This window comes from Thiocapsa imhoffii, from assembly GCF_016583985.1.
GTDB classification, from domain to species: domain Bacteria; phylum Pseudomonadota; class Gammaproteobacteria; order Chromatiales; family Chromatiaceae; genus Thiocapsa; species Thiocapsa imhoffii.
In genome coordinates this window covers 37,795-53,352 of sequence record NZ_NRSD01000006.1, presented here as the reverse complement: position 1 = coordinate 53,352, position 15,558 = coordinate 37,795, and the positions used below count along the sequence as shown (strand labels likewise).

The window sequence follows — 15,558 nt, the reverse complement described above, 5'->3', positions numbered from 1 at the left end:
CCTCTCGTTGTTCGGTTGCCTCAGATCGTCACCGGGTTGGGTTTTTCCGGGTCGAGGCGGTATTTCCGAATGGCCTCGGAGACCGTTGCGGTCGGGATCTCGCCTTCGTCCGCCAAGGCCTTGAGGGCGGCAACGACGATGTAGTAGCGATTGACCTCGAAGAATTTTCGCAATTGACTGCGCATGTCACTGCGTCCGTAACCATCGGTTCCGAGCACCAGATAGTGGCGTGAAAGATAGGCACGAATCTGGTCGGCATAGGTGCGCAGATAGTCCGTTGCGGCGACGATGGGTCCTTGGGTGCCGGCCAGTTGGGAGGCGACATACGGGATGCGCGGCGGCTGATCGGGATGCAGCATGTTCCAGCGCTCGCTGTCGATGCCGTCACGACGCAATTCGTTGAAGCTGGTGACGCTCCAGACATCGGCGCCGACCTCGAAGTCCCGGGCGAGCAGTTCAGCCGCCGCCAGGACCTCGCGCAGGATGGTCCCGGCACCGAGCAACTGCACCCGGTGGGTCGTCTCACCGCCCTGGTGAATCCGATACATGCCCTTGAGAATGCCCGCCACGGCATCCTCCGGCAGGGGCGGGTGGACATAGTTCTCGTTCATCGCGGTGATGTAGTAGAAGCAGTTCTCCTTCTCCTGATACATCCGCCGCAGTCCGTCCTGCACGATGACGGCCAGTTCGTAGGCAAAGGCTGGGTCGTAGGCGATGCAATTGGGAATGGTCGAGGCCAGCAGCAGACTGTGGCCATCCTGGTGTTGCAGACCTTCCCCGGCGAGCGTGGTTCGCCCCGCGGTGCCGCCGATCAGGAAGCCACGGGCTTGCATGTCGCCCGCCGCCCAGGCCAGATCGCCGATCCGCTGGAAGCCGAACATCGAATAATAGATGTAGAAGGGGATCATGCTTTGGCCATGATTCGCGTAAGCGGTGGCCGCGGCGATCCAGGAAGACATGGCGCCGGCTTCGTTGATTCCTTCCTGCAGGATCTGACCCTTCTTATCCTCGCGGTAGGACATCACCTGATCGGCATCGACCGGCTCGTACAACTGACCGATCGAGGAATAGATCCCCAGTTGGCGGAACATGCCCTCCATGCCAAAGGTGCGCGCCTCGTCCGGGACGATGGGGACGAGATAGCGGCCAATCGTCCGATCGCGCACCAAGAGGGTCAAAATGCGCACCAGGGCCATGGTGGTCGACATCTCCTTCTCGCCAGTGCCTTCGAGCAGGGGTTTGAAGAGCTCCAGCGTGGGCACCGTGAGTGCGGGCGCGCTGTCCTCGCGCGCGGGAAGATAGCCCCCGAGACGCTCACGGACCTCGTGCAGATAGTGGGTCTCGGGGCTCTCCGGCGGCGGTTTGTAGAAGGGGGCCGCACCGATCTGATCGTCCGAGATCGGAATATTGAAGCGGTCGCGGAAGGCCTTGAGATGGGCCTCGCCCATCTTCTTCTGCGAATGGGTGATGTTCATCCCCTCGCCGGCCACGCCCATGCCATAGCCCTTGACGGTCTTGGCGAGGATGACGGTTGGCTTGCCGGTGGTGCGCACGGCGGCGTCGTAGGCGGCGAACACCTTGACCGGATCATGGCCGCCACGGTTCAGCCGCCAGATATCCTCGTCGGTCATGTTCGCGACCATCTCGCGCAGTTCGGGATATTTCCCGAAGAAATGCTCACGGGTGTAGGCGCCGCCCTTAGCCTTATAGGCCTGATAGTCGCCATCGACGCACTCCTCCATGCGCTTGAGCAGCAGGCCCTGCTTGTCCCGAGCCAGCAGGGGATCCCAGTAACTGCCCCAGATGACCTTGATGACATTCCAACCGGCACCGCGGAACACCGCCTCGAGCTCTTGGATGATCTTCCCGTTGCCACGCACCGGGCCGTCGAGCCGTTGGAGATTGCAATTGACGACGAAGACCAGGTTATCGAGCCGTTCACGCGCCGCCAGCGAGATGGCGCCAAGCGATTCCGGCTCGTCCATCTCCCCGTCGCCAAGGAAGGCCCAGACCCGCCGCCCCGTGGTGTTCACCAGGCCGCGGTCGTTGAGATAGCGCATGAACCGGGCCTGATAGATGGCCATCAGGGGTCCCAGTCCCATCGACACGGTTGGGAACTGCCAGAAATTCGGCATCAACCAGGGATGTGGGTAGGAGGAGAGTCCGTTGCCGTCGACCTCTTGGCGGAAATTGTAGAGTTGCTCCTCGCTGATGCGTCCCTCAAGGAAGGCGCGGGCATAGATCCCGGGGGCCGAGTGGCCCTGATAGAAGATCAGATCACCGCCGTGATCCTTGTCGCGAGCCCGGAAGAAATGGTTGTAACCCACATCGACGAGGGTCGCCGAGGAGGCGAAACTGGAGATGTGACCCCCAAGCTCGGTCGAGAGCCGATTCGCCTGCACCACCATGGCCATCGCGTTCCAGCGCACGAAGGAGCGAATCCGCCGTTCCATTGCGCGATCCCCCGGAAACAGCTTCTGTTGCTGGACCGGAATGGTGTTGAGATAGGCCGTGTTGGCGGTGAAGGGGAGATAGGCCCCCGAGCGCCGCGCCTTGTCGATCAATCGCTCAAGCAAGAAGTGGGCGCGTTCGACGCCCTCGTTTTCGAGCACGGCTTCGAGCGAATCGAGCCATTCCTGGGTCTCTTGGGGATCGATATCGGGCTTGTTGGTCATGGTGTTTCCCGGAAAGCAAGCGAAGCGGTCAGCACGGGCAAAGCGCGGATTATATCAGCGCCCCGATTTTTGAATACTCAGAATTTATTCAGTCAATGGATCGCGATGCGCCATTAACCCTGCCGGGTTGTCGTGGAATCCGCGGGGCTGTAGCGACGGTTGACCTCATCGAGACAGGCTACGCACAGACAGTCCTCGTAGTGGTCGCCTAAGTATTCCAGTGCGGCATCGGTGAGGGTCACGCTCAGGCAGGCGCAGCGCTCGACCCGATTGGCCTTGCATTCGAAGATCGCCCCGCAGCGGGGACATTGCTTTAATTCATGTTTGCCCATCGGCGGTGATCCTGATGTGATGGTCGGGTTGTGATCGCCAGCCTTGGGTTGGCCACCGGTCGTGGGTCGTCTGCCGCAGTTGGAGTCAGTTCATTGAACACGTGCATGTTTCATCGGATCGCCCAGGCTGAGGCAGCGCATGCCGGGGATAGCTTGGTCGATCCTGACCCAGGACTCAAGACGTCACGCGCGCATCCGCCGACGCATCCGCCCACGCATCCTCAAGTTCATCCAAGGCCAGCACACGAGGCTCGCCATGGTGCTCGATGAGACCGATCATGACCGGCTGCGGCGCGAAGGGCGCTGTCTGTTCATTGTCTTCAAACGGCCCCATCGGGTCCTCAGTACCTGTCGTGTGAACGGCGGTCTGTGCGAAACGCTCACCCATCTGGCCAACCATCAAGGGTGCGAGGGCGTCGCGCACCAGGTCCATGCCCTGGATGCCGGCACGCACGGACGAGTGGCCGCCCATGGTCGCGCTTGCGCGGAAGCCGGGCTGCCGCCCGAGAGCACGGCGCTCATGAGCACCGCGGCGAACATGCAATGCGCCGCGCTCGCCCGGCTGAGCGCGGAGGAGTTGCATGTGCGCGTCGCCGCGACGGCAGGGGTGCTTGGAAATGCGACACGCGCCGGCGATCCGGCGGGTTGGCACGAAGAGGCCGAGACCAGTCGTCCCGTCACCAATCGGCCCAGATCTGAATTGGGGTCTGATCTGGGGTCGGGTCCGGGGTCCGATCCGGAATCCAGCCTGACCCCGGATCATCGTGGCTGCGGCACCATTGTCACCCTGGTGTCGATCAATCAACCCTGTACGCCAGCCTGCTTGGTGCGGGCCGCGACCATGGTGACCGAGGCGAAGAGCACCGCCGTGCTCGATCTGCGCATACCGAGCCGACAAGGGGTCGGATTGGCCACCGGCACGGGGACGGATCAACTCGCGATTGCCGCGCCCTTGCCGCGACCGGGGGAGTGGGAGCGCCAATGGGCCGGCGGGCACAACAGCCTCGGTGAATTGCTCGCGCGCGCGACGCATGCAGCGGTGACCCGCGCGCTCTTGCTGCAAAACGGTCTCTGCGCCGAACTGCGCCGCAACCTCTGTGCCGCGCTGGGTCGTTTCGGGTGTGATGAGTCGCTGCTGGAGACCTGCGCGCGCCGGACCCTGGACGACGCGGGGGCCGAGCTGTTCGTCGCGAATCTGGTGGCGCTCATCCATGACCCGCGCGGTGCCGCGGCGGCCTATGCGCTCGCCGAGGTCCTCGAACTGGTGCGCGTCGGGGTCCTCCACCGGGAGATCGCGGGTGAAGCCGTGCTCGACCAGGCCGCGCTGCTCGCCGCGGCGATTGCGACCAAGCCGGAGCGATATGCCTTGCTGCGCGATCAATTGATGCCGGATCTGCACCGGCCCGCTGGCGAGTTTGCGGCGTTGGCGGTGGTGCGGGGGTTTGCATGCAAATGGAGTTGACCCTGCATCTGGTGATCATCGCCGCGGCGGTCGTGTTCGATGCGCGCTTCGGCGACCCGGTCTACCGCTTCCATCCGGTGCGTCTGCTCGGCTCCTGGAGTCTGATCTGGGAGCGCTGGTTGTTCGCCCGTGGATGGAGTGGCTTCAGCGGCGGGGTGGCGCATGGGTTCCTGGTGGTGGCGGGCGCCCTCGGCGCCTGGTGGTCAATCCGCTGGGCACTGGGCTTGCTGTCCCCTTGGTTCGCCCTCTTCTGGGACGTCTTCATCGCCTACAGTTTGCTCTGCACCCATGATCTCCTGGCGCATGGTCTGCGCGTGCTCGCGGCACTCGATGATCTGCCGCGCGCGCGTGCGCAGTTGCGGATGCTGGTCGGGCGCGATACGGACGACCTCGATCGCGGTGCGATCGTACGCGCGACGATCGAGAGTCTCGCCGAGAATCTGACCGATGGCGTCTTGACCCCGCTGTGGGCGCTCTGTCTCTTTGGTCTGCCGGGTCTGATCCTGGTCAAGGCGGTGTCGACCCTGGATTCCATGGTCGGCTACCAGAATGAGCGCTATGCCCGCTTCGGTTGGGCCGCCGCGCGCTCGGACGATCTGGTGCATTGGCTCCCGGCGCGTCTGTCGGTCCCGCTCATCGCCGCGGCCGCGGCGATCCTGCGCCTGCATCCGCGCCTGGTCTGGCCGAGCGCCCGCGACCATCATGCGATGTTGCCAAGCCCGAATTCCGGTTGGAGTGAAGCGGCCTGCGCGGGTGCGCTGCGGGTGCGTTTGGTCGGGCCGATTCGCTACGCTGGACGGCTGGTGACTGAGTCCTACATGGGGGATCCGAGCTGGCCCGCGGATCTCGACGCACGCCATCTCGCTGACGCCTTGCGTCTCATCCGTCTCACCGCCGTGCTGGCACTCGCGGTTGGCTTACTGCTCACCCCACTGCGGCCACTGCTGCCCTGGTGAGCCGGCCTGGTGAGCGGGCGGGCGGACTCAGTGTGCGACCAGCGCGTCGCGGATCTGCATGAAGGCAATTAAGTACTCGAACATCAGACGCCACATGAGTTCCATGAAGAGGAACAGGCCCCCGAACAGCAGGATCATCAGCAGGCGCCAGCGCCAGGGCAGGGCGGTCTTGAACAGTTCAAGGCCCGTTTCGGCGGCCTGGCGCGCCAGCGCGACGCGCCGGATCAGGATCAGTGACAGGATCCAGGCCCCCACCGGCATGACGACGGCTCCCAAATAATAGAAGGCGATCAACACCGGGATGCTGATCAGGGTCTCGAAGGTGAGCAGATCCATGATGTCGTTGCGGGTACGCGCCGGTGTCCGCACGGGACTTGGGCGTGATCAGGACGCGGCAACCGGGTCGGGTGCACGCGCTGTTGCGGTGAGCGTCATGTAGGCGGTCAGCGAAGGCCTGCCGTAATCCGCGAACGCTTGACGTTGGGCTTGATCGCCGATGCTTGAACCGGTGGAACGGGATCGCGGCGATGGGATGCGAGCTTTGGACATTGATCCCAGCAGCGCGGGGCTGCTGGATCGAATTTGGTGCCGAGAAGAGGACTCGAACCTCCACGAGCTTTCGCCCACATGGACCTGAACCATGCGCGTCTACCAGTTCCGCCATCTCGGCCTACTGTCGGATGGAGCCTCCTGGAAATGGCTCACCCTCGGTGGAGCGCGAATAATAGTGAGACAACCAAAGCGAGTCAAGGCTACACTAGTCTTTTCAGACCTAGAACGAGATCACGTGACAAGACGCCGAACGACCACAGCCGCCAGAGAAGCGGATCCGCATCGCCAACGCGAGGCGAAAAAATACGCCAACCCCATCCCCAGTCGCGAATTCATCCTCGACACCCTCACCAATCTGGGTGCCCCAGCCAGCGCCGCTGAAGTCGCTCAGGCGCTCGCTCTGACCGAAGAGCAAGACCTCATCGCTCTAGAACGCCGACTCGGCGCCATGGTGCGCGATGGTCAGTTGGTGCTCAACCGCAACCAGGCCTTCTGTCTGGTCAACCGTCGTGATCTGATCGCCGGGCGGGTCATCGGACATGCCGATGGTTTCGGCTTCGTCCGCCCCGACGAGGGCGGTGACGACCTCTATCTCTATCCCAAGGAGATGCGCGCACTCTTCCATGGGGATCGCGTGGTGGTGCGGGTTGCCGGACGCGATCGTCGCGGACGGCTCGAAGGCGCGGTGGTGGAGATCCTCGAGCGTAAGACCCGCTCGGTGGTGGGTCGCCTCTACAAGGAAAGTGGTGTCGGCTTCGTCATGCCGGACAACAAACGGCTCACCCACGACATCATCATCCCCAGCGACCGTATTGCCGGCGCCGAACAGGGACAGATCGTCGTCGCCGAGATCACCGACCATCCGACCCAGCGCACGCCCCCGATCGGTCGCGTCGTCGAAGTCCTCGGCGACCATCTCGCCCCCGGGATGGAGACCGACATCGCGATGCGTGCCCACGACATCCCCGTCGAGTGGCCGGACACGGTCATGGCCGAGATCGCCGGGCTCGCCAGCGAAGTCCCGGAGGAGGCCAAGACGGGGCGGGTCGATCTGCGCGCGCTGCCGCTCGTGACCATCGATGGCGCCGATGCCCGCGATTTCGACGATGCCGTCTATTGCGAGCGCAAGCCGAAGGGCTGGAAGCTTTTGGTGTGCATCGCCGATGTCTCCAGCTATGTCGTTCCCGGCACCGCGCTGGACAGCGAGGCGCATGCGCGCGGCAACTCCGTGTATTTTCCCGACCGGGTGGTGCCGATGTTGCCGGAGGTGCTCTCGAACGGACTCTGCTCACTGAATCCGCGGGTCGATCGGCTCTGCATGACGGCCGAGCTCTATGTCAGCACCGAGGGCAAGGTCACCCGCAGCCGCTTCTACGAAGGCGTCATGCGCTCACAGGCCCGTCTAACCTATGACGAGGTCGCGGCCATGATCGTCGAGGGTGACGGCGAACTCTGCGCGCGTCACGCCGAACTCCTGCCGCATCTGCATGCGCTCCATGGCCTCTATCAGACGCTGCGCGAGGCTCGGGCGGAACGCGGTGCCATCGACTTTGAAACCGTCGAGAGCAAATTCGTTTTCAATGAACTCGGTCGCATCGCGGCGGTGGTGCCGGTGGTGCGCAACGATGCACACCGCATCATCGAGGAATGCATGTTGGCGGCCAATGTCGCGGCCGCGCGGTTCTTCGAGCGCCGGCGGCTCCCCGCACTCTTTCGCATCCACGATGTCCCGAGCATCGAAAAACTCACGGATCTGCGGGAGTTCCTCGGACAACTCGGCCTGCGCCTGCCCGGCGGCGAGAAACCAACCGCGCGCGACTATGCCGCCTTGCTCGAGATGGTCCGTGACCGTCCCGATCGCCAACTGATCCAAACGGTGTTGCTGCGCTCGATGCAGCAGGCGATGTACAGCTCCGACAATGTCGGACATTTCGGCCTCGCCTTTGAGGCTTACACCCACTTCACCTCGCCGATCCGCCGTTACCCGGACCTGGTGGTGCATCGGGTCATCAAGCACGCCCTGGCCGGTGGGACCGCCGCCGATCTCGAGTACTCCAAGAGCGATCTGCAACAGATCGGCGAGCACTGTTCGGGCACCGAGCGGCGTGCCGACGAGGCGACCCGTGATGCCGATGACTGGCTGAAATGCGAATTCATGCAGGGGAAGCTGGGCGAGATCTTCGACGGCGCCATCACCAGCGTCAATTCGTTCGGTCTCTTCGTCGAACTCGACGAGGTTCATGTCGATGGCCTGGTGCACATCACCGCACTCGACAATGACTTCTATCACTTCGACCCCATCGGGCATCGCCTTCATGGCGAGCGCACCGGCATGGTCTATCGCCTCGGCGATCGTTTGCGCGTGCAGGTCGCGGCCGTGAACTTGGATGACCGCAAGATTGATTTCGTCCTCGCGGAGAACGCCGGATCCCGCCGGCGTTCGAGCCAATCCGGCCCCAAGGCCGCGGCGCGGACGGACACCAAGACCGCGGAGCGCGATGCGACGACGGCGCCGTCGAACGGCACCAAGAAGCCACGTTCGCGTAACCGCCGTAAGCGTAAACCAGCCGACACCAATCCGACCTCGTGAGCGGCGCGGGCGTGACCGGGACACCGAAACGACCTGCGCGCCCGCGCCGCGCATCGGGATTCCGAACGGCCAGCCCGGCGCCGTCAGCGGAATCGCCGATGGCGACGGACGCAACGCTGCAGCCGATCGCGGGCATTCATAGTGCTCGCGCGGCGCTAAAGTTCGGGGCCGCCGGGGTTGGTGAACTCTGGTTGGATCCCGCCCGCCGGGATCAGCGCCTGGCGGACCTCGCGGAGCTGGCACACCGCGGCGGGGTCTCGGTGCGCGGGGTCGAGCGGGATGAACTGGAGCGGGCTGCCCGGGGTGCCAACCATCAGGGCGTCGTGATCTGGGTGCGCGTTCCCGCGGCCGGTACCGAACACGACCTCGAGCGCATCCTTGACGCGCTCACCGAGCCCCCATTGCTCCTCTTGCTCGATGGGGTCCAGGATCCCCATAACCTCGGTGCCTGTCTGCGCACCGCCGATGGCGCCGGGGTCCAGGCCCTGATTGCCCCCAAGGACAACGCCGTCGGCCTCACCCCCACGGTTTGCAAGGTCGCGAGCGGTGCGGCCGCGACCCTTCCCTACCTGCAGGTCACCAATCTGGCGCGCACCATGGATCGCTTGAAGGCGCGCGGCATCTGGCTGGTCGGCACCGCCGCGACGGCCACCACGGAACTCTATGATCTCGATCTGACCGGGCCGCTCGGACTGGTCATGGGCAGTGAAGGCAGCGGACTGCGTCGGCTCGTGCAAGAGCGCTGCGATCATCTCGTGCGCCTCCCCCTACACGGACGGGTGGAGAGCCTGAATGTCTCGGTGGCGACCGGAATCGCCCTCTACGAAGCACTGCGCCAACGCCGCGTCCCAGCCCCCTAATCCAAACTCCCCTTCACCTTTCACCTTTCACCCTTCACCCTTCACCCTTCACCCTTCACCCTTCACCCTTCCTCCGTCACCACCATCGCCTGAACTTCGATGCCATCCGGCAGGATCCGCCAACGCACATCGAACTCGGCGATGCGCAGCCCGAAGGATCGACGCTCGGGATAGCGGTCCATATAGCCGGGACGAGGGTCCTGTGCCAGGACCTGCTCGATCAGGACCCGCAGGTTCCGCCGTCCCGTCGGGTCCGCCGCCTGGATCTGTGCCAGTGACTCGGCTGAGAAGATAACCGGCCATCCCAGTGGTTCGGGCGCGCTCGCAAAGCCCCCGCGAGCATCCGGATAGGCATCCGCGTAGGGCACATAGGGCTTGATATCCAGCACCGGCGTGCCGTCGAGCAGATCCAGACCACGCACCGCCAGGGCCAACTCGCTGCCCGCGCGAATCAGCCCCACCTGCTCGACCGCGGAGATGCCGATCGGATTTGGACGATAGGGCGCGCGACTGGCGAACACCCCGACGCTTGCACGGCCGCCGAGCCGGGGTGGCCGCACGGTGGGGTTCCAGCCGGCGTCGAGACAATCGGCATGGAAGACGAACAGCAACCAGACATGAGAAAAGCCCTCGAGTGCCTTGAAGGCCTCCTCGCGGGCATAGTCCGGATAGAGCACCACCTGTCCCTCGGCGGCAGGGACCAGCCCTGGCTGGCGCGGAATCCCGAACTTATCCCGATAGGGTGAACGCACCCATCCGATGGGATCGAAGCGATAGGACATCATCGACTCTCCTGGATACAGGATAAAAATTGATCATTCAATGCGTTATTCCGATTCCCTCAGCCCTGAATCGACTCCGATCCGGCTAGAGCCAGGAGCTGAGTTCCCTTATGCTTAGAGGGGCAGACGCAGACTGGGCGCAACCGCCACCCACTGTGTGACGGCCGTTGCCGCGGGCGTCGATCGCCGGGGTCCAGACCGCTCGCTCGCGGTTCGGTGCAGGAGTCTGCTTGCGAGTGCGCCGGGGGGATCGACCCTTGGCGGTCAGCACGATCACAAGAGGTCAGGGGTACGATGAAGATCACTAGCATGTGGGCCGGCACCATGGCGGCCGGACTGAGTCTCGGATTGAGCGTGGCGTCCTTGCCGGAAGCGCGCGCCTCGAATCTACCGGCGTTGAACCTGGGGTTCACGAGCTTTCTCGATGGGGGGCCACCGGCCGGTCCCGGATGGTATGTGCAGCAGTACCTGCAATTCTACCGCGATGGCCAGATCCAGGGGCCTGGTGGCGGCAACCAACTCTTCCCGACGCGTCAGGGCTTCGCGACCGCCAAGGTGGATGCGAACATCGGTCTGACCCAACTGCTCTATCAATCGGATCAACCCCTCCTGCTCGGTGGCAAATGGGGCATCAACCTCATGTTGCCCTATGGGAAACTAGACACGGAACCGCGTGACAACCTCATCCTCTCGACCAACAGCAGCCCGTGGGGTGACCTCCTGATCGGTCCCTACCTGCAGTGGGATCCGGTGATGGGGCCGAACGGACCCAAATATGTCCAGCGAGTCGAGCTCCAGTTCATTCTGCCGACCGGTTCCTACAGCTCCGATCATCCTCTCAACCTGGGCAGCAACTTCTTTTCCTTCAATCCCTACTGGGCCGCGACGCTTTGGCTGACCCCGAAGTGGACCGCCTCCTGGCGTCTGCACTATCTCTGGAATGCCGAAAATAATGACCCCTACCGCTTGCTCGGGGCCAGCAACAGTCAAGCCGGGCAGGCCTACCACATCAACTTCGCGAGTGCCTACGAGGTGCTGCCGGAGCGCTTGCGGGTGGGCATCAACGGCTATTTCCTGCAACAGTTCACCGAAACCAAGGTCAATGGCCGCAGCATCCCGAACAGTGAGGAACAAGTGCTCGGACTCGGCCCCGGCCTCGTCTATCACTTCTCCCGGCACAATCATCTCTTCGCCAACTACTACTGGGAGAGCAATGCGGAGAACCGTCCCGAGGGCAATCGGTTCAACCTGCGGTTCGTGCACCATTTCCATTGATCCGGCCCTAACCGATGTGCCCTGCGCGGCGCCCTTGAGCGGGTCTCGAACCCGCTCCCCGGTTGGGGGCGGGTCTCAGCGCCCGGCAACGACCTCGGTGCCACTCAACCAACTCTTGAGTCGATTCGAGTCACCGATGGGCGTGAGCTTGCCGACCGCATCGAGGAACACGACGTCGAGCCGGCGACCCGCGATCTCGGTGCGCATCACCAGACAGTGTCCGGCTTCGTTGATGAACCCTGTCTTGCTCAGCTCGACCGTCCAGGTGGGATTGCGCACCAGCGAATTGGTGTTGCGATACTCCAAGGGGGTCCCATCGGCGTAAGGATAGACCGTCAGCTCACCCCGCGCGGTGGCCTCGCGAATGAGCGGGTAGCGCGCGGCGGCACGAATCAGGGTCACCAAGTCTTCCGCATGGGAGCGGTTGCGGTTGTCCAACCCACTGCTATCGGCGAAGCGCGTGTCCGCCATGCCAAGGGCTTGCGCCTTGCGGTTCATCGCCTCGACGAACCGGTCGGTGCCACCGGGGTGGGTTCGTGCGAGGGCGGCGGCCGCGCGGTTGTCCGATGACATCAGCGTGACCATCAGCAGTTCGCGCCGCGTGAGGGTCGCCTCGCCGATGCGCAAGCGTGATCGGCTGTTGCGCAGACGGTCACGATCGGCCTCCGCGATGGTGATGCGCGCATCGAGCGGTGCCCCGGAGTCCAGGACCACCATTGCGGTCATGAGCTTGGTGATGGAGGCGATGGGTTTGACGGCGCGGCTGTTCTTGGCATACACCTGCCGACCCTGCTCGTCGAGGACCAAGACGCTGGCGGAACGCAACTGTGGATCTCCGGAGATGGTCTGAGCGGTCACCGTCGCGGCACTGGTGAGTGCAACCAACAGCAGCAGCCCGGCCGCGCCCGCGCTGTTGCGCCGCATCGGGCGGGGCAGCGGGTCAGCTGATGTCAAGGGTGCGGACAGGGTGCGTTCGCGCGCCAATGTGGCGCACGAGATGGAATCTGTTCGAGTCATCGGCGTGAGGATCTCAGTGATCAGGACCAGGGGGTGCGCGCGCGGCGCGGTGGTGGCGGGCTTGGCGAGCGCGCCATGGTGCGGCATGATCCCAGATCGACGTGGAAAAATCTCGCTTGGGCTCCGATCAAGTCGGGGCTCGGCGCGGTCCTGACGCGGGCTGAGCCTAGGTGCTCAGTTCGAGCTCGCGCACTGAGTGAGAAGAGGATTTCGCAACAGGATGGCAGAAGAGGATGCGCAGTGTGAATGACTGGTCCAATCGTTGGCGCGAGTTGCGTGCCGCGCTGCTCGATCCGCGGGTGGACGACGCGCGTCTCGACGCAGCCGTGCGCGCGGCCAGCGCACGTCATCCGAAACCCGTGGTCTGGCTGATCGGCAAGACCCAGTCCGGGAAGACCTCCATCATCCGTGCCCTGACCGGCAGCGCGGCGGCCGAGATCGGCAATGGGTTTCAGCCTTGTACCGCGACCACGCGACTCTACGACTATCCCTTCGCGACCCCGCTGGTGCGTTTCCTCGACACCCGCGGTCTGGGCGAGGTCGGCTATGATCCCCGTGAGGACATCACCTATTGCGAGTCACAGGCCCACCTGTTGCTCGCGGTCATGAAGGCGACCGATGTGCGGCAGGACGAGATCTTCGCGATCTTGCGCACGTTGCGAGGCCGCCATCCCGAATGGCCGCTGGTGATCGCGCAGACCGGATTGCACGATGGCTACCCGCCCGATGGCGAGCACCTGCTCCCCTATCCCTATGGACGCGAGGACTGGCCGCGGCTCGTGCCCGCCGACCTCGCACGTGCGCTGCTGGCCCAGCGCGAGCGACTCGGGGATCTGCCGGGGTCGCTTCCCGTGCGCTGGATTCCGATCGATCTCACCTTGCCCGAGGACGGCTTCACCCCCACCGATTACGGCCTAGACGCCCTCTGGGAGGCGATCGACGAGGTCTCGGCGCTCCATCTGCAGGCCCGATTGCGCAGCGATGAGGCGGTCCGCGACGCCTATGCCCGTTCGGCCCATCCGCACATCCTCGGCTATGCCGCCGCGGCCGCCGGCCTCGGTGCGGTGCCCATCGTGGATCTGATCGGTGTCCCGGCCATTCAGGCGAAGATGCTCCAGAGCCTCGCCGCCATCTATGGCCAAGCCTGGGACCGACGCGCCATCGCCGAGTTCTTGGCCTTGTTGGGCACTGGTATTGGCATCGCCTACGCGGCTCGTAGCGCCGGGCGGGCGGTGGTGAAGTTGATCCCGGTGTGGGGGCAGACGGCGGGCGCCGTGTGGGGGGCGACGGCCAGTGGCGCGACCACCTACGCGCTCGGCAAGGCGGCGGGGTTCCACTTCAACCGGCGTCGTCGCGGTCTGCCCGCGGATGCCGCGGGGACCCGGCGGGCCTTCGCGGAGGGCTACACGCGTGGTTCGACGCTGTTGAAGGACCTGACCAAACCCCCGCGCCCATGAAGATCATCCTGAGTCGTTTCGATCGTCTGCGCCTGCTCGCCCTGCTGCTCTGGGCGGTGCCCGTGGGCGCGCTCTTGCCCGCCGGTCTCCTGTGGCTCTGGCAGGCCGGGTGGTTTCAAATCTGGCTGCTCACGCTCGCCCTGTTCAGCGCCGCGGGCTATGGCCTGCAATACTGGTTACAGCGCGCCGAGCGGCCCTGGTTCGAGGAGGCCGAGACCCAACCGGATCCGAACTGGCCACCGCAGGCCGATGGTGCCTGGACCCAGGTCGAGCAGATGGCCAAGGAGGTCGACCCCGAGGAATGGCCGCTGGGGCAGGGCACCAGTCTCGGTCGCCTCGGGCAGCAGACGCTCGAGCGGGTTGCCCGCTATTATCATCCCGAAGTCGAGCAGCCGCTGCTGGAGCTGACCGTTCCACACGCGCTGCTGATCGTCGAGCGGGCCAGCCGTGATCTGCGCCAGAGCATCACTGACCACGTGCCCATGAGCCACCGCCTGACGGTCGGATCCTTGATGCGCGCCTATCGTTGGAAGCCCTTCGCGGACCGACTGCTGAGTGTCTATCGGGTTGGCCGCTGGGTGGTCAATCCGATCAATGCGGTGCTGAGCGAGGCGCTTGCGCAATTGCGTGGCCGGGGGTATGCCCTGGCCCAGGACGAACTCTACCGCTGGCTGCTCGGTGAATACATCCGCAAGGTGGGTGCCTACGCCATCGATCTCTACAGTGGTCGGCTGGTGTTGACCGACGAGCCGCTCGAGCAGCGCCCCACCGCGCGTTCGCAACAGGATCTCGTCACCGCCGAGGCCTTGGACGAACCGCTCGGCGAGCCCCTGCGGATCCTGGTACTGGGCCGCTCAAGCGCCGGGAAGTCGAGCCTGATCAATGCCCTATTCGGACAGTTACGGGTCGCAACCGATCTCCTGCCCGAGACCACCAAGATGCTCACGCCCCATCGCTTGCAACGCGACGATCTCGACATCGCCTTGGTCTACGATACCCCGGGATACGAGGGCATGGAGGTTCAGGCCCTGCGCGCCGCGGCGGAGGAGGCCGACATGATCCTCTGGGTCAGTGCCGCCGATCGGCCCGATCGTCAGGCCGATCATGCGATCCTTGAGGACGTGCGTACCGTCTTTGCTCAGCGCATGGCGCGCCATGCGCCCCCAATCCTGGTCGTGCTGACCCACATCGACCGCTTGCGCCCGGTGCGTGAATGGCGACCGCCCTACGACTTGGCCGATCCCAAAAGCCTGAAGGCCGAGAGCATCCTGGCGGCAGTCTCGGTCGTCGCGGTCGATCTCGGGGTCCCGATCGCCAGCGTCATCCCCGTCTGTCTCGCCAGCGGTCGCGTCTACAATGTCGACGACGTCCTTTGGGCGGCGATGCTCGACCGCCTGGACGCGGCCCAGCGCTCCCGTCTGCTGCGCTGTCAAGACGCGCGCAAGCGTGAGGAGAACTGGTCGCTGCTGCGTCGTCAACTCGCCAATGCCGGGCGCTTTCTGCTCGCCCTCCCGCAGCGGCGCGATGGCGGCCGCGGCCAGGGGCATCCCTGAGACGTTGCCGCTCTGGTTGCGTCCTGCCGTGCTTCCAGCCACCGGTG

At 64.6% G+C, this 15,558-nt stretch carries 12 protein-coding genes and 1 tRNA gene; 7 read left to right on the top strand and 6 right to left on the bottom strand.

Features of this window, described 5'->3' with window-relative positions; translation table 11 throughout:
* Positions 1-20: 20 nt before the first annotated feature.
* Together aceE and CKO25_RS07850 are read right to left on the bottom strand one after the other, a co-directional pair.
* Positions 21-2,675 carry a pyruvate dehydrogenase (acetyl-transferring), homodimeric type gene (aceE, locus tag CKO25_RS07855; RefSeq protein ID WP_200387376.1) on the bottom strand — a complete coding sequence of 885 codons (2,655 nt, stop codon included), beginning with the start codon at positions 2,673-2,675 and terminating at the stop codon, positions 21-23.
* 113 nt (positions 2,676-2,788) lie between these two features.
* Complete coding sequence (locus tag CKO25_RS07850) at positions 2,789-3,007, bottom strand: cysteine-rich CWC family protein (protein WP_200387375.1); 219 nt, start codon at positions 3,005-3,007, stop codon at positions 2,789-2,791.
* 139 nt (positions 3,008-3,146) lie between these two features.
* On the opposite strand from CKO25_RS07850, the gene CKO25_RS07845 reads away from it, so the two are divergent.
* A complete protein-coding gene (locus CKO25_RS07845) occupies positions 3,147-4,469 on the top strand; it encodes an adenosylcobinamide amidohydrolase (RefSeq protein ID WP_242467493.1) in 1,323 nt (440 codons plus the stop codon).
* Positions 4,460-5,425, top strand: coding sequence for an adenosylcobinamide-phosphate synthase CbiB (gene cbiB, locus CKO25_RS07840; RefSeq protein ID WP_200387510.1), 966 nt, complete (start codon positions 4,460-4,462; stop codon positions 5,423-5,425). The genes CKO25_RS07845 and cbiB overlap by 10 nt, the downstream gene beginning before the upstream one ends.
* A gap of 27 nt (positions 5,426-5,452) precedes the next feature.
* Here cbiB and CKO25_RS07835 read toward each other — a convergent pair whose 3' ends face one another.
* Positions 5,453-5,761, bottom strand: a complete 309-nt coding sequence (locus tag CKO25_RS07835; RefSeq protein WP_200387374.1) for a DUF4282 domain-containing protein — start codon at positions 5,759-5,761, stop codon at positions 5,453-5,455.
* A gap of 247 nt (positions 5,762-6,008) precedes the next feature.
* Positions 6,009-6,095, bottom strand: a tRNA-Leu gene (locus CKO25_RS07830).
* Positions 6,096-6,212: 117 nt separating this feature from the next.
* Here CKO25_RS07830 and rnr point away from each other — a divergent pair.
* The gene (rnr, locus tag CKO25_RS07825) at positions 6,213-8,567 is read left to right on the top strand and encodes a ribonuclease R (protein WP_200387373.1); all 2,355 of its coding nucleotides are present in this window, start codon (positions 6,213-6,215) and stop codon (positions 8,565-8,567) included.
* Positions 8,568-8,665: 98 nt separating this feature from the next.
* Entirely contained in the window at positions 8,666-9,427 is a 762-nt protein-coding gene (gene rlmB / locus CKO25_RS07820) for a 23S rRNA (guanosine(2251)-2'-O)-methyltransferase RlmB (RefSeq protein WP_200387372.1), read from the top strand.
* Positions 9,428-9,489: 62 nt separating this feature from the next.
* Here rlmB and tsaA read toward each other — a convergent pair whose 3' ends face one another.
* Positions 9,490-10,209 carry a tRNA (N6-threonylcarbamoyladenosine(37)-N6)-methyltransferase TrmO gene (gene tsaA / locus CKO25_RS07815; RefSeq protein ID WP_200387509.1) on the bottom strand — a complete coding sequence of 240 codons (720 nt, stop codon included), beginning with the start codon at positions 10,207-10,209 and terminating at the stop codon, positions 9,490-9,492.
* A gap of 294 nt (positions 10,210-10,503) precedes the next feature.
* On the opposite strand from tsaA, the gene CKO25_RS07810 reads away from it, so the two are divergent.
* Positions 10,504-11,484: a SphA family protein gene (locus CKO25_RS07810; RefSeq protein WP_200387371.1), complete on the top strand. Its 981-nt coding sequence runs from the start codon at positions 10,504-10,506 to the stop codon at positions 11,482-11,484.
* Positions 11,485-11,559: 75 nt separating this feature from the next.
* Here the strand turns inward: CKO25_RS07810 and CKO25_RS07805 are convergent, their stop codons facing one another.
* The gene (locus tag CKO25_RS07805) at positions 11,560-12,588 is read right to left on the bottom strand and encodes a serine hydrolase (protein ID WP_242467492.1); all 1,029 of its coding nucleotides are present in this window, start codon (positions 12,586-12,588) and stop codon (positions 11,560-11,562) included.
* Positions 12,589-12,734: 146 nt separating this feature from the next.
* On the opposite strand from CKO25_RS07805, the gene CKO25_RS07800 reads away from it, so the two are divergent.
* Positions 12,735-13,958: a YcjF family protein gene (locus CKO25_RS07800; protein WP_200387370.1), complete on the top strand. Its 1,224-nt coding sequence runs from the start codon at positions 12,735-12,737 to the stop codon at positions 13,956-13,958.
* Entirely contained in the window at positions 13,955-15,511 is a 1,557-nt protein-coding gene (locus CKO25_RS07795) for a GTPase family protein (protein WP_200387369.1), read from the top strand. Before CKO25_RS07800 ends, CKO25_RS07795 begins: the two co-directional genes overlap by 4 nt.
* Positions 15,512-15,558: the final 47 nt, after the last annotated feature.